We start from the raw sequence: 19,647 nt of genomic DNA, 5'->3' as shown, positions 1-19,647 counted from the left end.
CGCTCACGAGCAGTAAACCCCAAGATCAACTTTGAAACCGCCCTGGGATCAACCCAGGGGAAGCGCCCGGTCCAGGATCGCTTCGGTGTCCACCCCCCGAGGCAGGGTCCCGAACACGTGTCCCCATTCACCGCCCAGTCGTGAGGCGGTGAAGGCCTCGGCCACCGGTGCCGGCGCGTTCGACAACAACACCGACGCTTGCAGGGTCAGCGCCATCAGTTCCACCACCGAACGCGCTCGGTACTGCATCTCGTCCAGGTCGCCCAAGACCTGCCCCAGACGCTTCAGGGCGGCGTCGTAGTGGGGGTCCGAACCCGTGGCGGTGTTCAGTTCGGTCAGGAAGGCCTCCACCGACTCCGGTGACCTTGCCATCGCGCGCAGTACGTCCAGCGCCGCCACGTTGCCCGATCCCTCCCAAATGGAATTGAGCGGTGAGTCCCGGAACAGCCGCGGCATACCGGATTCCTCCACGTACCCGTTGCCGCCCAGGCACTCCAGCGCCTCGGCCGCGTGCACCGGCTGGCGCTTGGTGACCCAGAACTTGCCCACGGCCACGCCCAGCCGGCGGAAGGCCGTCTCGCCCTCGTCGCCGCGCACCGAGCGGTCCACCGCACCGGCCAGACGCGTCATCAGGGCCGTGGCGGCCTCCGACTCCAGCGCCAGGTCGGCGAGCACGTTGCGCATCAGTGGTTGTTCCACCAACCGCTTGCCGAACGCGCTCCGGGTTCGTGCGTGGTGCAGGGCGTGCACGAGCGCGGCGCGCATTCCCGCCGCCGAACCGATCACACAGTCCAGTCGGGTGCTGTTGACCATTTCGATGATGGTGGGCACGCCCCGTCCCGGTTCACCCACCAGGTGGGCCACCGCGCCTTCGTACTCCAACTCCGCGGAGGCGTTGGAGCGATTGCCCAATTTGTCCTTGAGCCGCTGAATGAACAGCTTGTTGCGGGTGCCGTCGGCCAGCACACGGGGGACCAGGAAGCAGGTCAGGCCCTCGGGCGCCTGGGCCAGGGTCAGGAACACGTCGCTCATCGGTGCCGAAGTGAACCACTTGTGCCCGGTGAGCAGGTAGTGACCCTCGGCGGTGGGCACGGCGCTCGTGGTGTTGGCGCGCACGTCCGAACCGCCCTGTTTCTCGGTCATGGACATGCCCGCGATCAGCCCGCTCTTGCTCAGCGGGGGTCGCGACCCGAAGTCGTAGGAGCGGGCGGTGAGCAGCGGTTCGTAGTGCGCGGCCAACTCGGGAGAGTGCCGTAGCGCGGGTACCGCCGCGTAGGTCATCGAGATGGGGCAACCGTGCCCGCTCTCGGCCTGGGACCACAGGAAGAACTTGGCGGCGCGGGCCACGTGTGTTCCCGCCCGGTCATCCGCCCAGGGGGCACCGTGCATGCCGTGTTCCACCGCCTGGTCCATGAGCACGTGGTAGGCGGGCTGGTAGTCGACCTCGTCCACCCGGTGGCCGTAGCGGTCGTGGGTGCGCAGTACCGGGGTGTAGGTGTTGGCGGCCTCGCCCCAGGCACGGACCCGCTCCGAACCGGCGGCGACACCGACCTCCCGCACGTCGGTCTCGGCCCATGCGGCGCCCTCCCGGCGCAGGCCCTCCAAGAGGGCGGGGTCCTCGGCGGCGTCGTGATCACCGAGCGGCGTGGCCTGGTTGAACACCTCGTGTGTGGCGGGCATGCCGACTCCGTTCCTGGTTCGGGGGCGACGGTCGGGTGGTTCGGAATCCTATCCACCCGTGCCGCCCGAACCGAATCAGGTTCGGTCGTGCTCACGCCACCCGGAGAGCGGGCGCGCCCGACCCCGGGCGCGCCCGTTGGTGTGTTCGGTGTGTCAGGAGCGGATGGCGGTCTGCTCGGAGGAGCCGTGTCCGACGAGGATCTTGCGGGCCTTGGACTGCTCGGCGACCGGGATCCGCAGGGTGAGCACTCCGTCCGCGTAGTCGGCCGTGATGCGTTCGGTGTCGAGGGTGTCGCCGAGGAACACCTGGCGGGAGAAGGTTCCCGAGGGGCGTTCGTTGACGATGCTCTCGCGGTCCTCGGAGTTCGACGAGGTGCGCTCGGCCCTCACGGTGAGCACGTTGCGCTCGACCTCCAGGTCGATGCTCTCGTGCCGCACACCGGGAAGGTCGAGGTGGACCACGAAGTCATCCCCTTCGCGGTAGGCGTCCATGGGCATGATCGCCGGGCGGTCGTTCTCCAGAAGACGCTGGGTGAGCCGATCGAACTCACGGAAGGGGTCGGTGCGCATCAACATCATTCCTCACCTCCTGTTGTCACAAGCAATGACTTGATGCGACTACGCTCAAGTTTATTGACCACCCCTGGTGCCGTCAAGCCTGGAGATCGTCAAGAAGAGTTCGAACCTTGGAACGGGGCGGGTCAAGGTTCGAGACGCCGAGCCCCTCGAACGGCCCTACGGCCATAGGAGCCCGCGCCGCCAACCGGCTTCCTCTCGCTCGTAACGCAGACGGGTGTGCCTGCGGTCCGGATCGCCCTGCCAGAACTCCACCTCGTGCGGGCGCACCACGTACAGCCCCCAGTCATCGGGTACCAGGTCCGGGTCGGCCTCCAGACGGGCGCGGCTCTCCTGGGCCATCCGGTGGATCTGGGACGATTCGCTCAGGGGTTCGCTCTGCCGGCCGTGCAGCCCGGCCACCCGTCCCTCCAACGGCCGGTCGCGGAAGTCGGCGGCGCGGGACTCGGCGTCGGCGAGCTCGGCCCGGCCCCGAACCCGCACCTGACGTCCTTGGGGGCCCCAGAAGAAGAGCAGCGCCACGTTCGGGTTCCGGGCCAACTCCCGGCCCTTGGTCGAGGTCGTGGTGGTGGCGAACCACCAACCCTGGGGGCTCAGGTCCTTCAGGATGAGGATCCGTGCCGACGGGGCACCCTCGGCATCGGCGGTTGCCACCGTCATCGCGTGCGGCTCGTCCACACCCGCCTGGACCGCCTCGGCGAACCAGTCCCGGAACAGCTCCAGCGGATCCTTTGGCGCGCTATCCGGGTCGAAGGAGGCCAAAGGGCCGGCGAACACCCTCAGCCCTCGTAGCAGGTCCCGCATGCTCTCGGCCATCCCGTGCTCCTCGTCCTTCGGTGTCGGTACACCGAACCTACAGAGGATCCGCCTCCGAGCCTTCGGTCGCATCGCGCAGGAACAGGAAGGTGATGACGGCGACGCCGAGCACGATGGCCACGCTGGTGTAGCCCACCACGGACAGGCCCGTCATGAACGCCCGCTGCGCGGCGTCCGATGCCTGGGCGGCCAAGGACGGTTCCAGGTTCTGGGTCGCCGTCACCGCGCCGGGCAGACTGTCACGGATCGCACCGGCCTCCTCGGAGGGGACGCCCGAGGGTACGGCGTCGACCATCAGGTAACGGTAGACGGCCGTCCCCAGCGCTCCCAGGGTGGCGATGCCCAGGGCCATACCGATCTCGCTGCACGTCTCGGACATGGACGAGGCCGAACCGCTCTTCTCCTTGGGCGCGGAGGCGATGACCAGGTCGATGACCAGCACCATCAACGGGCTCAGACCGAAGGTGATGAGCATGCTGCCCACCACGGCCGGAATCGGGCCCGCTTCCACCCCGCTCAGGGTGAACACGACCAGGCCCACGGCCGCCACCAGCAGCCCCAGAGCGATCGTGCCGGCCGCCTTGAGCCGCGCGGCGACCAGTGGGGCGAGCATCGCACCGATGATGTTGGCCACGGCGTAGGGGACCATCCACAGGCCGGCCGCGACCGGAGACAGCTCCAGGACCAGCTGAAGGTACTGGGCGAACAGCAGGACGAACACGCCCAGGACCAGTGTGCCCAGCAGCAGCCCGCCCAGGCCCACCGTGAACGGTGGGAGCCGGAAGAGGGCCAGGTCCATCAGCGGGCTCTCCAGCTTGCGCTGACGTCGCACGAACAACCAACCGAAGACCACACCGGCGACGAGCAGGGCGATCACGATCGCTCCCCATCCTTGGGCCGCGACCTCCTTGATCGCGTAGATGACGGGGAGGGTGGCCGCCAGGGACAGGACGACGCTGATCAGGTCCAGTCGTCCGGAATCGGGGTCGCGGAACTCCGGTAGCAGGATCGGAGCGGTGATCAACAGCACCACCATCACCGGCACGCCCATCAAAAAGACCGAACCCCACCAGAACCACTGGAGCAGCACACCACCGACCATCGGCCCTAGGGCGCCGCCCGCGGAGAAGCAGCTCAGCCACACCGCGACGGCCAATCCACGTTGCTTGGAGTCATGGAACATGTTGGTGATCAGCGACAGGGTGGAGGGCATCAGCGTGGCACCCGCCACGCCCAGGAGCGCACGAGCGGCGATGAGCATCTCCGGACTCGTGGAGTAGGCCGCCACCAAAGAGGCGGCGCCGAAGGCCACGGCACCGATCATCAGCAACCGGCGTCGGCCGATACGGTCCCCCAGGGTGCCCATCGTGATGAGGAACCCGGCGATCATGAAGCCATAGATGTCCAGAATCCACAGTTGTTGCGCGCTGGTCGGCGCTAGATCGGCCGCCAGGTGTGGCAGTGCCAAGTGCAGGACGGTGAAGTCCAGGGCGAGCAGAATGGTCGGCAAGGCCAGGACGGCCAGACCGAGCCATTGGCGCGTGCCCGCCTTCTGGGCGGGAGTGGCCGTCGTTTCGTCGGGGGACATGGGTGGTATCCGTTCTTGTCGGGATCGTGGTGTGGTGACGCGGGCATGACTCGCCCACCACCGTCGCGCCCCGACGTTCCAGAAAGGCTCCGGCCCGCCTTGGGGCAGCCCCTTGCACTACGGTGAACCCATGCGCTTCGGGATCCTTGGCCCGCTACAGGTGTGGAGCGGTGACGGTGAACCGGTTCGCGTTCCCGAGGCCAAGGTGCGCGTACTGCTGGCCGCGCTGCTCCTGAACGAAGGACGACCGGTCACCACCGACACCTTGATCGACGACCTGTGGGGTGAGCACCTGCCGGCCCATCCCACGCGCGTCCTGCGCGCCAAACTCTCCCGTTTGCGAGGTGTCCTGGAGGAGGCCGAACCCGGCGCCCGGGACCGGGTGTCGCGCACCACCGGTGGCTACCGGCTGCGGGTGGAACCAGACGAGGTGGACTTCATTCGATTTCGCGCCCTGGTCGAACGGGCGCGCGACACCGAGGACCGGCGCGTGGCGGCGGTCGCCCTCGAGGACGGGTTGGCGCTGTGGCGCGGGGACGCCCTCGCCGGACTCACCGCCGTCCCGAGGCAGGCCCGCGTGGCACTACGGCTGAACACCGAACGCCTGTCCGCGTTGGAGGAACACGCCTCGCTCCGGCTGGACTTGGGGGAACACCATCTATGGGTGGAGGAACTCGGTGAACTGGTCACCCTGCACCCGCTCCGCGAACGTCTATGCGCCGTCTACATGCGGGCGCTGTACCGCTCCGGCCGGCAGGCCGAGGCGCTGAGCGCCTTCGACCGGTTGCGTCACCTCCTCGAAGAGGAGTTAGGGACCTCTCCCGGGCCCGAGATCGCCGGACTGCACGCTCGCATCCTGCGACAGGACCCCACCCTGGCCCCGGTGGAGTCCGGTCCGCCCCGCACGGCCCTGCGCCCCCGTAGCAACCTTCCCGCTCCGGTGGACGAGACCATCGGCCGTGAGGACGACGTCGAACGGGTCCGTTCCCTCCTGGAGCGAGCAAGGCTGGTCACCCTCACCGGTCCTGGCGGTGTCGGCAAGACCCGGCTGTCCCTGGAAGTGGCCGCGGGATTGGACGAGCGCCATCCAGACGGGCGATGGTTCGTGGAACTGGGCGGGATACCACCCGAACGAGGGGAGGAGCCGGCGATGGTCGCCGCCCGGGTGACCGATGCGGTCGTGGCCGTCACCGGCACCCGTGACCTCCTCCAGGCGCTGAGCCTCACCCGTACCCTCCTGATCTTGGACAACTGCGAGCACGTCATCGAATCGGTGGCCGCGTTGGCCCGAGAACTGCTGCGCGCGGCCCCGAACCTGAGCCTGTTGGTGACCGGCCGCGAACCCTTGGGCATCGAGGGCGAGCACCTGTACGAGGTCGGTCCGCTGGCTTTCCCCGATCCCAACGATTCCGGAGTTCCTCAAGATCCTCGGGCCTTCGCCGCCGTGCGATTGTTCGCCTCACGTGCTTTCGCAGGCGCCCCCGGATTCACCTTGGAGGGTGACACGGCTCGGATCGTCGCGTCGATCTGTCGTCGCCTCGACGGTCTGCCGCTGGCCCTGGAGCTCGCCGCCAACCGAGTGCGCGCTTTGGGCGTGCGCCGCCTGGCCGTCGGCCTGGATGATCGCTTCCGATTGTTGGCGGTGGGCGGTCGGGGCGCGCCGGAGCGTCAGCGCACCCTACGCGCCGTCATCGACTGGAGCTGGGACCTGCTGGGCGAAGCCGAACGGACCGTCCTTCGCCGCCTGTCGGTGCACGCCGAGAGTTGCACCCTGGAAGGGGCCGAAGCGGTCGTGGGCGGTGAGGGCATCGAATCCGACGAGGTGGTGGAGATCCTGTCCCGTCTGGTGGACCGATCCCTGACCATCGCGGTCGAAGGCCCTGACGGGATCCGTTACCGGCTGCTGGAGACCATCGCCGCTTATGCCGGGGAACACCTGGAGGCGGCGGGCGAGACCGAGTCGGCGCGTCTGCGTCACCTGCGCTACCTGGCGTCGCTGGCCGCCACGGCCGATCCCCACCTGCGCGGTCGCAGGCAGCACTTTTGGCTGCGCCGGTTGGACCAGGAGAACGCCGACCTGCGCGCGGCGGAGGACACGGCGGCCCACATCGGAGACGCCGAGACCGCTTTGAGGCTGGCGCTGAACCTGGTCTGGTACCGCTATCTGCGCGGCCGCCCCGGCGAGGCGCATCGGTCCCTGACCCGGGCGCTGGAGACTCCGGGCGGCGCATCCGCCTCGCGTGCCCTCGCGCGGGCCTGGCGGGTAGGCATGGCCCTGATGATCGATGAACCAGAGGATCCGGTGGCCCTGGTACGGGAAGCCCTGGCCGGTCGAGCCGAGGTGGTTCCCGAACGCGAATGGGCCCGAGTGGAGTGGTTCCTGGGCACCGTCCTGTTGGACTTCGGTGAACTCCGGGTGAGCGAAGAGCTCGTCGAGCGCTCTCTCGCCGTCTTCCGCCGTGAAGGCGACCGCTGGGGGACCGCGGCCGCCCTGTGCACCCGGGCCTGGTTGCTCAAGGCCCGGGGGAGGATGGCCGGGTTCGAGTCCGACGGAAGGCTCTCCCTGGAGCTGTTCGGCCGGATCGGGGATGGCTGGGGCCGCTCACAGGCCCTGCCCGTTCTCGGTAGCCGAGCCGAGATCGACGGTGACTACTCCGAAGCGGCCCGGTTGCACCGGGAAGGGTTGGGCTTGGCCGAGGAACTCGGATTGTGGTCGGAGGTGTCCTACCGGCTCTCCGAACTGGGGCGCAACGCCCTGCTGCGCGGTGACTACCGCCGGGCCGAGGACTTCCACGAACGCGCACGCGGACTGGCGGTGGAACGGGGCGACCGGTTCGGCGAGCGCTTCGCCGAGTTCGGCCTGGGGCTGGGCGCCCGCCGTGAGGGCAGGCTCGATCGGGCCGAGCGGTACCTATCGGGTTGGCTGGAGCGGGTCCGGGGGTTCGACGCTCCGGCGGCCGGGGCCATGGTGCTGGCCGAACTCGGGTTCGTCGCCGAGCAACGCGGCGACGCCGACGCGGCTCTGCGGCTGCACCACGAGGGACTCACCGCCGCGCTCACCACCGACAGTCCACGCAAGATCGCCCTGGCGTTGGAAGGGTTGGCCGGCGCCTGGGTCCTGGCGGGAGCGCCCCTGCGGGCCGCACTCCTGCTGGGCGCGGCCTCGGCCGCACGCGCTTTGGTGCACACCCCGCTGCCGCCCGCCGAGCGCTGGGACGTCGAACGAATTCGGGAGGCGGCGGTGGTGGCCCTGGGTGAGGACGCCTTCACCTTCACTCGGGAATTGGAGTGTGGTGCACGAGAACCACTGGAAACGATGGTGGAACGGGTCCGGCGCTGGGTTGACCGGTGACGCCGCGGGGCGGGGTTCACCGGACCCCGCCCCGCGTGTTCGGTCAGACCCTCGCGCGTGGGGCCGTGAGGGCCGCGTCGTAACGCTCCGACACGATCCGAGCGAGCTCGGGGGCCGCGCCCAAGGCGTCGGAGACCACCGAGGCTCCGGCCGCCATCGACTGCTCGCGCACCCGGTCGGCGAACAAACCCGGAGCCAGAAGGTAGGTGGACACCACCACCCGCCCGGCCCCGCGTTCCGCGAGCGCCGTGACGGCCTCCCCGGGGGTGGGAGAGGCGGCCGACGCGTACGCGGGCACCACCTCACGCCACGGACCTCGCTCGGCGAGTTCCTCGGCCATCCGGGCCACCACGGCGTTGGCCTCCGGGTCGCTGGATCCGGCCGAGGCCAACACCAACGCGGTGTCGGGTCGGGCACGGGCACCGGCTTCGGTCAACCGGCGCTCCACCGCCTCCAGCAGAAGCGGGTGCGGTCCCAGCGTGTGGGCGTAGTGGATCCGAAGCCACGGTCGGCGCTCACGGACTCCGGCCAGCAGCTGGGGCAGGTCCACCTTGCTGTGGAAGGCCGCCGTCAACAGGGCGGGCAGTACCACCACCTCGCCGGCGCCTCCCGTGGTCAGTTCCGCCAGGGCGTCCTCGGCACCGGGCGCCACGTGGTCCAGATAGGACAGACGCACGTCCAACTCCGGGCGCAGCGCGCGCACCCGGTCGAAGAGCGCTGAGACCGCCTGAGCCGAGTCGGGGTCCCGGCTGCCGTGTGCCACCGCGAGCAGCGGGACCCAGGTGTGCCCTCGCGGGGTTCGGGCCTGGTCGCTCACGTGTGGATCCCGCACTCGGTCTTGCCGGTCCCGGCCCACCGGCCACTGCGCGGATCCTCGCCCGGAGCCACTCGGCGGGTGCACGGCTCACAGCCGATCGAGGGGTAACCGTCGTACTGGAGCGGATTCACCAGCACCCCGTGTTCGCTCATGTAGGAGTCCACCTCCTCCTGGGTCCACCGGGCGATGGGGTTGATCTTGGTCATCATCCGCCGCCGGTCCCACTGCACGATCGGGGTGTCGCGCCGAGTCACCGAATCCTCCCGACGCAGGCCGGTCAGCCACGCCGAGTACGGTTCCAACGCCCGCCGCAGCGGCTCCACCTTGCGCAGGTGACAGCAGATTCCGGGGTCGCGGCCGTGCAACCGCGGGCCCAGGGCCGCGTCCTGTTCGGCCACGGTCCGGTTGGGCGCCACGGTGATGAGGTTGATGTCGTAGATGGAGGCCACGGCGTCTCGGGTGCCGATGGTCTCGGGGAAGTGGTAGCCGGTGTCCAGGAAGATCACGTCGATCCCCGGGGCGGCCTTGGCGGCCAGGTCGACCATGAGGGCGTCGGCCATCGAGGAGGTCATGCACAGCCGGTCGCCGAAGGTCTGGGCGGCCCAGGCGATGATCTCCTGGGCGGTGGCCTCCTCCAACTCCAAGGCGGCACGCTCGGCCGCCTCGGGGCCCTCGGTGAGAGTGGCGTTCATTGGTTCCCTTCCGTCGGTCTGGAGGGGGCACCGCCCGCGGAGAACGACGCGGAGCGCAGACCCATGTACTTGACCCGGAAGACCCGGGCACAGGACAGACAGGCCCAGGGGTAGCCCTCGCCCTTGACGGCCGCGCCTTCCTCGGGCACCAGGTCCTCGTCACCGCAGTAGGGGCAATAGTGGGGTGCGGCCCTCTCGGACACGGCGCACCTCCTCCTTCGGTTCGGGCCCGGCCCTCGGCGAACCGAGAGCCGGGCGGGGCTGTGAGCCCGCTTGAGTTCGTTACCGGTGGAGCGGTCTCACTTGAGGTCGGCGTCCTCGGCGCGGGCCGCCCACGCCGCGAAGTTCTCGCCGTCCCGCTTTTGGGCCTGGAAGCGTCGCAACACCCGCTCGACGTAGTCCGGCAGGTCGTCCGCGGTGCTCTTGAGGCCGCGGATCTTCTTGCCGAAGGACTGCGTGAGCCCCATGCCGCCGCCCAGGTGGATCTGATAGCCCTCCACTTGTTCACCGTGCTCGTTCAGCATCAACTGGCCCTTGAGGCCGATGTCGGCGACCTGGATACGCGCGCAGGAGTTCGGGCAGCCGTTGATGTTGATGCTGATCGGCTCCTCGAAGTCGGGCAGGCGCTTTTCGAGTTCGTCGATGAGGGTGGCGCCGCGTTCCTTGGTCTCCACGATCGCCAGCTTGCAGAACTCGATTCCGGTGCAGGCCATCGTCTGGCGACGGAACACGCTCGGAGTCACCTCGAAGCCCTCGGACTCCAAAGCCGTGGTGATCGAGGCGACCCGCTCCCGTTCGACGTCGAGGATGACGAGCTTCTGGTCGGGGGTGGTGCGGACGCGGTCCGAACCGTGTTCCTCGGCGATCTCGGCCACCCGCAGCAAAGAGGTGCCCGAGACCCGGCCCACCTTGGGCGCGAAACCCACGTAGAACCGGCCGTCGCGCTGACGGTGCACCCCCACGTGGTCGCGACGCGTCCCCGGGTCCAGGACCGGCTCGGGGCCGTCGGGCAGCTCGTAGCCCAGATACTCCTTCTCCAGGACCTGACGGAACCTCTCGGTTCCCCATTCCTTGATGAGGAACTTGATCCGAGCGCGGGTGCGCAGGCGCCGGAACCCGTAGTCGCGGAAGATCCCGGCCACACCCGCCCAGACCTCACTGACCTGATCGGGGCGCACGAACGTGCCCAGGCGCTTGGCGAACATGGGATTGGTGGACAGGCCACCGCCCACGAACAGGTCGTAACCCGACTCGCCCGCCTCATCGCGCACCCCCACGAACGCCACGTCGTTGATCTCGTGGTTGACGCAGTGCGAAGTGCAGCCCGACAAGGAGGTCTTGAACTTGCGCGGTAGGTTCGAGAACAGCGGGCTGCCGATGTGCTCGTCGTAGATCTGCTGGATCTGCGCGCTGGGGTCGATGACCTCGTCCTCGGCCACGCCGGCCAGCGGGCAGCCCATGATCACGCGGGGGGTGTCGCCACAGGCCTCGGTGGTGGACAGGCCCACCGATTCCAGCTTCTCCCAGATGGCGGGCACGTCCTCGACCCGGATCCAGTGGTACTGGACGTTCTGCCGGTCGGTGATGTCGGCGGTGTCGCGACCGTGGTCCCGGGAGATCTCCGCGATCGCGCGCAACTGGGCGATGTTCAGCTGCCCGCCGTCGATGCGCACCCGCAGCATGAAGTAGCGGTCGTCGAGTTCCTCGGGCTCCAGGACGGCGGTCTTGCCGCCGTCGATGCCCGGGGCACGCTGGGTGTACAGCCCGTACCAGCGGAAACGCCCCCGAAGATCGGCCGGATCGATGGAATCGAACCCAGCCTTGGAGTAGACGTTGATGATCCGATCCCGGACGTTGAGCCCGTCGTCGTTCTTCTTGTTCTCCTCGTTCTTGTTCAGCGGTTCACGGTAGCCCAGGGCCCATTGGCCCTCGCCACGACGGGGCCGCGGCTTGGCGGGCGTCGCGGCCTTGCCGGACTGCGCGGAAGTGGGAGGCATCGCGGGTGTCTCCGATGGGGTCACGGGATGCTCACGGTCCCGGCGCCCGCACCGCATGACCCGTGGGCACCGCACGTCGTCGTGTCGGGTGCCTCGGGTGAAATCCGCGTGTGTGGGAGTTCGAGGTAGGGGAGGAGCGCCGGGGCCGCGAGCACCCACTCGAGTTCACGGGGTGCTTCAAAGGCGGCGAGGAGTTATCCGACGCTGCAACAGATGGCGCTGCTGACCCGCAGGAAGTCCACGTGCCGACGCACGCGGAGCATGGGGTCCAAAACAGCGATCATGGCTTGAGAATGACACGCCCTTCCGGGCCTTGTCCAGGTGTACTCGGTCCGAGCGGACGTGACTCACGTCATGTTGCGGTCCGATTCCATCCCGGCGAGGGAGTGCCCACCCCCCGCCACTACCGCTAACGTTCTTTACGTGGTGGGGTTCTGGGAGAGTTCGTGGCGGGCGATCGACGCGTGGCTCCAACGCCATCCCAAGTCCCACAACACGACGCTGTTGGTGCTGCGCACCCTGCGTGCGCTCTCCCGTGACCGGGTGATCGGGTTGGCCGCGGAGTCCGCGTTCTTCTCGTTGATCTCCCTTCCCGCGTTGCTGTTGTGCCTGTTGGGCGCATTGGGGCCGCTGGCCGCGGTCTTCGGTGAGGGACTGGTGATCGAGATCCGGGAATGGATGCTCGACCTGGCCGCGAGCATCCTGACCCCCGACACGGTCGACTCCCTGGTGGCCCCCCTGGTGGACGACTTCCTCGGCGGTGTGCAGGGCGGATTGTTGTCGGTGACCTTCCTGGTGTCCCTGTGGTCGGGGTCGCGAGCGATGAACGTGTTCATCCGCTCCATCACCATCTCCTACGGCCTGGACGAGCTGCGCGGTTGGCTGGGCCAGCGCCTGCTCGCCTTCTTCGCCTACCTGGGCGGGCTGCTCTTCGCCGTGCTGGTGTTGCCCATCATGGTGGCCGGTCCCGACCTCATCCACGAGTTGATGCCGATCACCGTGGGTCGGCTCAACCTCCTCTACTGGCCGGTCCTGGGGTTGACGGTCATCACCGCGATCACCCTGCTCTACGCGCTCAGCGTCCCGGTGCGCATGCCGCTGTGGCGACACCTGCCCGGCGCGGTGCTGGCCACCCTGGTGCTGCTGACCGGTTCGGCGGGCCTACGCGCCTACCTGGACGCCTCCTTCGGACAGGTCAGCATCTACGGCTCCCTGGCCGCCCCGATCGCCATCCTGGCCTGGTTGTACGTCATGGCCATCGCGGTGCTGGTGGGGTCCTCCCTCAACTCCGAGATCGACGCCCTGTGGCCGACCATGCGTACCGCCGCCGCCCGCGCCGAACTCGCCAACCGCCGGTTCGAACGCGCCGACCGCATCGCTCAGCGGCGAGAGCAGGCGGTCATCGCAACCCTCAACGAGCGTGACGGACACTGACCGAAAGCGGACGAAGGTTCCTACGCCGTCGCCTTTGTCGCTACCCTCACCGAGTCCGGCGGGAGGCCGCGAACTCGCCGCCCCGAGCCGGATCATCCATGGAAGGTTCCGCGTGCCCCCGAATCCCGCCAGGCAATGCGTCCTCCTCGGCCTGTGCGCCACCATGACCGGTCAGTTCGGCCTGCTGCTGCGTTCCGTGCTCACCTCTCACCACCCGATCCTCGTCCCCGGTGCGACTTCGACCTTGCTCTTCCTGTCACTGGTGGGATTCATGATCGCCGCACTGTTCGCCTTGGCCGCGCCGGCTCTGCCCCGGCCGTTCCGTGAACCCACCGACCCTTCGCCCATGGCGCCGTCGACGACCCGGCTCTTCACCTGGGGATCGTGGCTCTTCGTGGCGTCCCCGACGGTGATGCTCGGGTACGAGCTGTACTACTGCCCGCCGCTGTGGCCACTGGCCCTCTTCCCCCTCGCCGGAACGGTCTTCGCCGTCCTTTGCACCAAGGTCCACCGACGCGAACGGGCTCGGGTCCTGGCCGAAGAAGCCAAGGAGACCGGCCGATGAGACCCTCCTTCCTCATGATGACCCTGGCGGGACTCATCGTCCTGGTGGCCATGGGCCTGGCACCGAGCCCTCCGTCCTACACCGGCATGCCCATGGTGCTGGTCCTCCTGTGCTGCGTCGCCCTGTACGGAGTGACACTCGTTCGCTCACACGGCTATTGGGAGCAATGGTCGGGGCCCTTGGACGCCTCTGCCACGGCCAGGACGGTGCTCATCGCCGTTCTCCAGGCCTGCGTCCTGGTCTCGTTCGTCGTCGTGGTGGCCGTGATGTTCAAGTGGCGATCCTGGGAGATCGCCCCTCTCCTGCTGCTCGCTCTGGTCCTGAACGTTCTAGGGCTCGTTCGGTCACGGCGGGAGCGCGAAGAGCGCCCGCCACCGTTCCCCGGCCCCGTGGTCGTCGGTTGGCCCGAGCACGCACCATCGACGCAGGGGTGGGTCCCCATCCGTATCCTGCTCACCGCACAGGAGGCGCCGGCCTCCTTCTCGCCCGGGCTCCGTTTCCACCTGGACGGAGTGCCGATCGCTCGGCCCTGGCCACGGGGGACGTTCGTGTTGGGCGTGCCGCCGGGGCCGCATCGGTTGCAAACGGTGGTGGGTGGACGGGTCGGGGCGCCACTGGACTTCGTCGCCGAAGCGGACAGAGCGGTCCATCTGGTCTTGGCTCGGCGGGCGGGCGGCCCCGCGTGGTGGCCTTCGCCTTGGGAACTCACGCCTGTGACTCCGCAGGGTCGTCCGTGAAAAGCCCTGGAACGAAGGTGATGGGGCCCTAGGGGTGAGTTTTCGGAAACCCTCCGTGGCCGGATCCGGCCATTTTCGGCGTGAACCTGACGACATTCCGGGGTGTCCATACCAAGGGCGGGAGAGCGGGCGAGGCCGGCTTTCCACGAGCGGGTTCCGGTCATCGCAGGTCAAACGAAAGGGGGGCGGAAAACCGATGGGGAGCGTGTCGACCATGCCCGTCCTCCCGATTCCCGATGAGGACGGTCGACTCCTACGAGTATCAGTATGATCGCCTGGAGCCTCGACTTCGCGTGCGCCCTCACCCCTTGTTCGGTCACCCCACCGATCCGCCACCGAACGTCTTCGCCGACCACGCATCCCCTGCTCCCGTACACGAACAGGTCCATGTTCCACATGCCTTCGGAGGCACCATGAACCGGGCGTCCGGCCCGGGGCACTCCCGGCCCACCGTCGTCATCGTCGTCGCGCCGGACGAACGTAGCGCCGAGATCGTCATCGAAGGGCAGCGCCGGCTCGTCCAGGGCCAAGCCCCCAAGGAGACCAGACGCGCGGCGCTCGACGTCGCCACCGGTTACGCGGCCTGAATCGGACAGCCGGTGTTCGTCGAGGCGCGCGACTCCAACGGCTACTGGCGCCTGCTCGCCACCCCTGACGGAATCGTCCAAGCGGCGGACCAACCCGCCCAAGGAACGCCACAGCCACCCCCGTATCCGTCACGGCCGCCCCAGGCTCCGCCTTCGCCCCCCGTAGCCCCCGTGGCCGGACGGAACGGAGGTGAACGTCGACGCGGGCTCGTGATCGTCGGTGCCCTCGGACTGGTCCTGTTGCTCCTGATCGGTGCGGGCGTGGTCGCCCTTCGGTTCCTGCCAGGGTCCTCCCCGGAGGTATCGGACGAGGCCGAACCCGAGACCGGCGCCGTGCCCCTGGAGCACCCGGCTCCGCCCGGTTACGCCGACACGGTGGACATCTTCGAGGAGTTGGCCCCGGACACCCTGCCCGCCGTCAGCGGTGACGGCGAGAGCCTGGTCTACATCGATCCGGACGAGCGCCTCAACCTGCTCGCCGCCGACGGTTCGCGCGAATGGTCGGTGACCCTGCCCTTCGAGGCGGGTGAGGTGCTGGGCGCTCCCCGTTTCGTCGAGTACGGCGGCGCGCCCCACGTCGTGATCGAGACCGCCGACTCCCTGTGGCTTTGGCCCGAGGACGGCGGCGCCGCGAGCAACGTGTCCCTGAGCGAGTCCGATTCGGCACAGTACCCCGGATCCGGGGTACTGGTGCGCGACGACGACAGCGCCTACGTCCTCGTCGACGGGGAGTTGGCCGAGGTCGACACCCCGGGTGGTTCCGCCGCCATGCTCGCCGATGACGGTCGGGCGTTGGCCGGTGTCCTCCAAGGCCCCTGGCACTGGGTCGCTCCCGACGAGGACCCCCGGGAGGTGGAGCCCGAAGTGCCTGAGGGCGCCGGTGACCTGGACGCCATCATGACCTTCATCCGTGGTTACGCCATGGTCCGCTGGGAGATGGAGGAGGGTGACGACCACCTCTTGGCCTTCCACGACAACATGGATGGCTCGGTACTCGGCACCGCCGAGATCGCACCGGAGGCCTTGGAGGACGTGCGACACCGGACCGGCCCTTTGGGAGCGGACCTGGCCGCCTACGGGCCGGTGTTGTTCACTCCCGACAGCGGTGAGACCACCGTGGTTCCGGGCTTCGAACCCGAGATCGCCATCGGCGATCGGATCTTCGGGGAACTCGACGGGGTTCCGGTGGCGGTCGACGCCTCCGGTGAGCCCACCGAGGTCCCCGAAGGCGCTCAGACTCCGCGCGGCCTGCTCGGCGACCGCGCGGTGGTGGTCCACGACGACCACCTGTATGCCATCCCCCCTCAATGATCAGTGCACGAACGAAAGAAAGGAGTGGGATGTCCGCTAGGAAACGGGTACTCACCGTGACCGCGGCCGGTCTCTTCATGGCCGGTTTCTCAGTCGGTCCGGCGTTCGCCGACGACCTGGAAGAGACCGTGTCCAACACGGCAGAGGAGACGGCTCAGGGGCAGATCGATCTGACCCCGGCCGTGGAGAGCGCCGCCGGCGAATCCATCCTTCCTGCCGATGTCAACGACCCCGGTGACGGGGGTACCCCCCCGAACCCTGACCCGGGTGATGGTGGTGGCGACCCCGCCCCCGATCCGGGTGACGGGGGTACCCCCCCGGACCCCGATCCGGGTGATGGTGGTGGCGACCCCGCCCCTGACCCTGACCCGGGTGACGGTGGCGGTGGCGACCCCGATCCGGGTGACGGTGGCGGCGGCGACCCCGATCCGGGTGACGGTGGCGGTGGCGACCCCGGGGGCGACGAGGGCCAGACCCCGCCCCCGCCCGGTGACACCGGCGATGGCGACACCGGCGGTCAGCCCGGGGGTGACGGCGGCCAGACCCCTGGCTCCACGTCCCCGGGAACGACCTCCCCGGGTTCCACCGCTCCGGTCACGACCGCGAGTGACCCGAACCTCGCCGCGACCGGCGTCGACATGTCGGGCTTCGTGCTCGGCGGCGCCGTGGTGACCGGTATCGGTGCCCTGGCCCTGTGGGCCGGTAGCCGCCGTCCGGGCATGGTCGAGTAACACCACGTCCGTTCCCATGCCTTCCGTGGGCCTGACGTGTGGAGGGGTCCCGACCTCGAAAGAGGTCGGGACCCCTCGTCGTGTCCGGCCCCGCGAATCCGTGCTCGGGGGAAGTGCCCTCGGCCCCTCAGCTCCGAGGACGCAGGGTGGGAGCCAAGAGGAAGGCGGCCACGCCCCCGACGGCGATCAGCCACAGGGCACCGCCCAGGCTCACCGAGTCGGCCAGGAACCCCACCATCGGGGGGAAGGCGAGAAAGCCGGCCCGGCCCAGCCATCCCACCACCGTCACCCCGTCCCCGGTGCGCACCCCGGGCACGTTCCCGGCCGCGGCCAGGGTCAGTGGGAACAGGGTGGACACACCCAGACCCATGATCCCGAAGCCGATCACGGTGGTGGCCGGGTGCGGCAACAGCAGCGCCAAGGCCATGCCGCCCGCGGCCAGCAGACCGCCGGCCCCGCCCACCACCACCGCGCCGAAGCGATCGGTCACGCGGTCACCGACAAGACGCCCCAAGGTCATCATCGCCTGGCAGGCCACGAAGGGCATGGCGGCCAGGAACAGGGGAGCGCCCAGTTCGAAGGTCATGTACACCGCGCCCCAGGACGCGGCGGAATCCTCGATGCCACCGGCCATCATCAGCAGCACGCCCAGGGTCAAGAGCAGTACGAGCGCGCGCCCCGGAGGGCGGGTGGGCCCGCCGCCGTGGTCGTCGGTACCGTCTTGGCGCTCACTGTTCTCGGGGCCGGGCAACAACATGCGCGAGACCACCAGGTTGACCACCACCAGTACGGCGGCCACTCCACCCAGATGCCACAGAATCGGTACACCGGCCCCGGCCATGGCGGCGCCGAGCAGCCCACCGGAGACCGCGGCCAGGCTCCACACGGCGTGGAAGGTGTTGATGATGCTGCGTCGATAGCGTCTTTGGACGCGCAGCCCATGTGAGTTCTGCGCGGCGTCGGTCCAGGCGTCGGCGGAGCCCAGGACGAACAGGGTGGCGGCGAGCATCCACCAGTTCTGGGCGAGGGCGATGAACGGGAGTGCTCCCACGCTCATCAGGCTCGTGCCCACCGCCGTGCGACCGCTGCCGAAACGGTGGATCATCGGTCCGGCGAGCATCCCGGTAAGGATCGCGCCGAACGGCATCGCCGCGATCGCCATTCCCAACTCGGCGTTGCTCAGTGACAGGCCGTCCTTGATGACGGGGAGCCAGGGAACCGCGTTGGTGTAGGTGAACCCGTTCACGAAGAAGAGGGTCGACACCGCGCCCCGGGCCCTGACGGCCTCGGGCGGAGGGGTGGAGGAGGTGTCGGTTCGGGTGTTCACGGGCGGCTCCCAGGGTGCTCTCGATGCCGGCAGATGGTATCCGAGTCGGGTGATGGGATGAACCCGGTTCCCCTCTCGTGCTTGCGACGGACTTGCCTTCCGGAGCACGGGCGTTTTACATAGGGAGCCCGAGTCCTCGCAGAACCGGAGGTCCTTTTCCCGTTCGTCCCTCGAACCGGCCCCTGCCTCAAGGCCCGTCCCCCACGATCCGCTCCCGCGGGCGGCTCCTGACCGCCGACTCCCTTTCCCGGGATCGCCGTGCCCCACGGCCCCGGCCGGAACCGGAAGACGTGCATGATCAACACGAGCGCGCTGCGAGACAAGCCCACCCTCACCGGCGAGAGCGTACGTCTGGTCCCTCTGGGTCCCGAGCACACCGACGACTATTTCGCGGCGGGGCTGGACGAGGAGGTTCGCAGACTCACGGGTGCGCATGGGTACCCGACCTACGAGCGGGCGCGCGAGTGGTGCGAGTCTCGTTCCCAGAGCGAGGACCGACTGGATCTCGCGATCATCGCCCCTGAGGACGGCCGCTATCTCGGGGAGCTGTCCCTCTACGCGGTCTCACCGGAGAACGAGAGTGCCGGGTACCGCATCGCGCTCTCGGCGATCGAGTTCACCGGTAGAGGACTGGGCAAGGAGGCCACGCAACTGATCCTGCGGTACGCCTTCGAGGAGATCGGCCTGCATCGGGTCTGGCTGCACGTGTACGCCTTCAACATGCGCGCCATCGCGGTCTACCGGTCTTGCGGTTTCCACGTCGAAGGGCGTCTGCGCGAGTCCCTGCTCTGGGAGGGACGCAGACACGACGCGCTCCTGATGGCCGTGCTCCGCAACGGCTCCCGCGCGCGGTGAGTGTCGCCTCGGGTGCCCCAAGGGCGCGACGGTGTTCTCGCGGTGGACACCTCGCGAGTGGGGTTTTGCCCGAGGGCGGGGTTGCGATTCGTGCGCGGTGGGGTATGCCGGTAGCACTTTCCCAGCGGCTCCACTGACGAACAGCCGGAAGGAGCGGTGCGGGGCCTTGGCGGCTCCGCCCCGGTGTGGACATGAACCCGGTACCAGTTTCCCTGCCCTTCACCGACCGTTCCGAGGCGGGTCGACGCCTCGCCGAGCGAATCCGCCCCCACGCGGTCGATGACCCGATCGTGCTGGCCCTGCCACGTGGCGGGGTGCCGGTCGGGGCGGAATTGGCGCGAGAGTTGGGCGCGGAGTTCGACGTGCTCATGGTGCGCAAGATCGGACTTCCCGAACATCCCGAGACCGGGGTGGGAGCGATCTCCGAGGATGGTCAGGTGCTCTACGACGACCGGGCCCTGGCTCGACTGAGGGTGCCGCGCCAGGCCCTTTCCACAACGGTGGACCTCGAACGCGACGAACTCGATCGCAGACGCCGCGTCTACCGGGGCGAACGCTCGATGCCTCGGATCGCCGGTCGTG

16 protein-coding genes and 2 pseudogenes are annotated in these 19,647 nt (G+C 68.9%); 8 read left to right on the top strand and 10 right to left on the bottom strand.

The window, feature by feature from the left end:
- Nucleotides 1–48 precede the first annotated feature (48 nt).
- From D472_RS0121570 to D472_RS0121555, 4 genes are all read right to left on the bottom strand, one after another.
- A complete protein-coding gene (locus D472_RS0121570; protein ID WP_017606529.1) occupies nt 49–1,680 on the bottom strand; it encodes an acyl-CoA dehydrogenase family protein in 1,632 nt (543 codons plus the stop codon).
- A 153-nt stretch (nt 1,681–1,833) separates the two neighbouring features.
- Nucleotides 1,834–2,259 (bottom strand): Hsp20/alpha crystallin family protein, encoded by a 426-nt coding sequence (locus D472_RS0121565; RefSeq protein WP_017606528.1) that lies wholly within the window; start codon nt 2,257–2,259, stop codon nt 1,834–1,836.
- Between the two features lie 156 nt (nt 2,260–2,415).
- Entirely contained in the window at nt 2,416–3,072 is a 657-nt protein-coding gene (locus D472_RS0121560) for a pyridoxine/pyridoxamine 5'-phosphate oxidase (RefSeq protein WP_017606527.1), read from the bottom strand.
- A gap of 37 nt (nt 3,073–3,109) precedes the next feature.
- The gene (locus tag D472_RS0121555; RefSeq protein ID WP_017606526.1) at nt 3,110–4,660 is read right to left on the bottom strand and encodes an MFS transporter; all 1,551 of its coding nucleotides are present in this window, start codon (nt 4,658–4,660) and stop codon (nt 3,110–3,112) included.
- Between the two features lie 130 nt (nt 4,661–4,790).
- On the opposite strand from D472_RS0121555, the gene D472_RS0121550 reads away from it, so the two are divergent.
- A complete protein-coding gene (locus D472_RS0121550; RefSeq protein ID WP_026117948.1) occupies nt 4,791–8,012 on the top strand; it encodes a BTAD domain-containing putative transcriptional regulator in 3,222 nt (1,073 codons plus the stop codon).
- Between the two features lie 43 nt (nt 8,013–8,055).
- On the opposite strand, the gene D472_RS0121545 is transcribed toward D472_RS0121550, so the two are convergent.
- The 5 genes from D472_RS0121545 to D472_RS29435 form a co-directional block, all read right to left on the bottom strand.
- Nucleotides 8,056–8,829 carry a sirohydrochlorin chelatase gene (locus D472_RS0121545; protein WP_017606524.1) on the bottom strand — a complete coding sequence of 258 codons (774 nt, stop codon included), beginning with the start codon at nt 8,827–8,829 and terminating at the stop codon, nt 8,056–8,058.
- Nucleotides 8,826–9,521, bottom strand: coding sequence for a phosphoadenylyl-sulfate reductase (locus D472_RS0121540; protein ID WP_017606523.1), 696 nt, complete (start codon nt 9,519–9,521; stop codon nt 8,826–8,828). Before D472_RS0121540 ends, D472_RS0121545 begins: the two co-directional genes overlap by 4 nt.
- Nucleotides 9,518–9,724: a hypothetical protein gene (locus D472_RS0121535; RefSeq protein ID WP_017606522.1), complete on the bottom strand. Its 207-nt coding sequence runs from the start codon at nt 9,722–9,724 to the stop codon at nt 9,518–9,520. The genes D472_RS0121540 and D472_RS0121535 overlap by 4 nt, the downstream gene beginning before the upstream one ends.
- Nucleotides 9,725–9,820: 96 nt before the next feature.
- A complete protein-coding gene (locus tag D472_RS0121530) occupies nt 9,821–11,518 on the bottom strand; it encodes a nitrite/sulfite reductase (protein ID WP_017606521.1) in 1,698 nt (565 codons plus the stop codon).
- Between the two features lie 194 nt (nt 11,519–11,712).
- Entirely contained in the window at nt 11,713–11,802 is a 90-nt protein-coding gene (locus D472_RS29435; protein ID WP_017606520.1) for a putative leader peptide, read from the bottom strand.
- Nucleotides 11,803–11,941: 139 nt separating this feature from the next.
- Here D472_RS29435 and D472_RS0121520 point away from each other — a divergent pair, with 139 nt between their 5' ends.
- The 5 genes and pseudogenes from D472_RS0121520 to D472_RS0121500 all read left to right on the top strand — a co-directional run bounded on the left by D472_RS0121520 (nt 11,942) and on the right by D472_RS0121500 (nt 16,883).
- Complete coding sequence (locus tag D472_RS0121520; protein ID WP_017606519.1) at nt 11,942–12,952, top strand: YihY/virulence factor BrkB family protein; 1,011 nt, start codon at nt 11,942–11,944, stop codon at nt 12,950–12,952.
- Nucleotides 12,953–13,064: 112 nt separating this feature from the next.
- Entirely contained in the window at nt 13,065–13,517 is a 453-nt protein-coding gene (locus tag D472_RS0121515) for a hypothetical protein (protein ID WP_017606518.1), read from the top strand.
- The gene (locus D472_RS0121510) at nt 13,514–14,254 is read left to right on the top strand and encodes a hypothetical protein (protein ID WP_017606517.1); all 741 of its coding nucleotides are present in this window, start codon (nt 13,514–13,516) and stop codon (nt 14,252–14,254) included. The genes D472_RS0121515 and D472_RS0121510 overlap by 4 nt, the downstream gene beginning before the upstream one ends.
- A gap of 413 nt (nt 14,255–14,667) precedes the next feature.
- Nucleotides 14,668–16,152: pseudogene (locus tag D472_RS26930) on the top strand (hypothetical protein).
- A gap of 29 nt (nt 16,153–16,181) precedes the next feature.
- Nucleotides 16,182–16,883, top strand: a complete 702-nt coding sequence (locus tag D472_RS0121500; RefSeq protein ID WP_026117946.1) for a hypothetical protein — start codon at nt 16,182–16,184, stop codon at nt 16,881–16,883.
- A 127-nt stretch (nt 16,884–17,010) separates the two neighbouring features.
- Here D472_RS0121500 and D472_RS0121495 read toward each other — a convergent pair whose 3' ends face one another.
- Nucleotides 17,011–18,210 carry an MFS transporter gene (locus D472_RS0121495; RefSeq protein ID WP_017606513.1) on the bottom strand — a complete coding sequence of 400 codons (1,200 nt, stop codon included), beginning with the start codon at nt 18,208–18,210 and terminating at the stop codon, nt 17,011–17,013.
- Nucleotides 18,211–18,504: 294 nt separating this feature from the next.
- Between D472_RS0121495 and D472_RS0121490 the strand changes: the two genes are divergently transcribed.
- The gene (locus D472_RS0121490) at nt 18,505–19,065 is read left to right on the top strand and encodes a GNAT family N-acetyltransferase (protein WP_017606512.1); all 561 of its coding nucleotides are present in this window, start codon (nt 18,505–18,507) and stop codon (nt 19,063–19,065) included.
- Nucleotides 19,066–19,256: 191 nt separating this feature from the next.
- Nucleotides 19,257–19,647, top strand: a pseudogene (locus tag D472_RS0121485) (phosphoribosyltransferase); the annotation flags it as partial.

The organism is Nocardiopsis alkaliphila YIM 80379, from assembly GCF_000341005.1.
In the GTDB taxonomy this organism is placed as follows: Bacteria; Actinomycetota; Actinomycetes; order Streptosporangiales; family Streptosporangiaceae; genus Nocardiopsis; species Nocardiopsis alkaliphila.
Note: the sequence above shows the minus strand (reverse complement) of the source record. Positions and strands in the feature narration are given on the sequence as shown.

Excerpts from the sequence above, each read along its gene's own strand:
- D472_RS29435 (WP_017606520.1), bottom strand. The coding sequence starts at position 11,802 with ATGATCGCTGTTTTGGACCCCATGCTCCGCGTGCGTCGGCACGTGGAC.
- D472_RS0121490 (WP_017606512.1), top strand. The coding sequence starts at position 18,505 with ATGATCAACACGAGCGCGCTGCGAGACAAGCCCACCCTCACCGGCGAG.
- D472_RS0121540 (WP_017606523.1), bottom strand. The coding sequence starts at position 9,521 with ATGAACGCCACTCTCACCGAGGGCCCCGAGGCGGCCGAGCGTGCCGCC.
- D472_RS0121560 (WP_017606527.1), bottom strand. The coding sequence starts at position 3,072 with ATGGCCGAGAGCATGCGGGACCTGCTACGAGGGCTGAGGGTGTTCGCC.
- D472_RS0121565 (WP_017606528.1), bottom strand. The coding sequence starts at position 2,259 with ATGATGTTGATGCGCACCGACCCCTTCCGTGAGTTCGATCGGCTCACC.
- D472_RS0121555 (WP_017606526.1), bottom strand. The coding sequence starts at position 4,660 with ATGTCCCCCGACGAAACGACGGCCACTCCCGCCCAGAAGGCGGGCACG.
- D472_RS0121570 (WP_017606529.1), bottom strand. The coding sequence starts at position 1,680 with ATGCCCGCCACACACGAGGTGTTCAACCAGGCCACGCCGCTCGGTGAT.
- D472_RS0121550 (WP_026117948.1), top strand. The coding sequence starts at position 4,791 with ATGCGCTTCGGGATCCTTGGCCCGCTACAGGTGTGGAGCGGTGACGGT.
- D472_RS0121500 (WP_026117946.1), top strand. The coding sequence starts at position 16,182 with ATGTCCGCTAGGAAACGGGTACTCACCGTGACCGCGGCCGGTCTCTTC.
- D472_RS0121510 (WP_017606517.1), top strand. The coding sequence starts at position 13,514 with ATGAGACCCTCCTTCCTCATGATGACCCTGGCGGGACTCATCGTCCTG.
- D472_RS0121530 (WP_017606521.1), bottom strand. The coding sequence starts at position 11,518 with ATGCCTCCCACTTCCGCGCAGTCCGGCAAGGCCGCGACGCCCGCCAAG.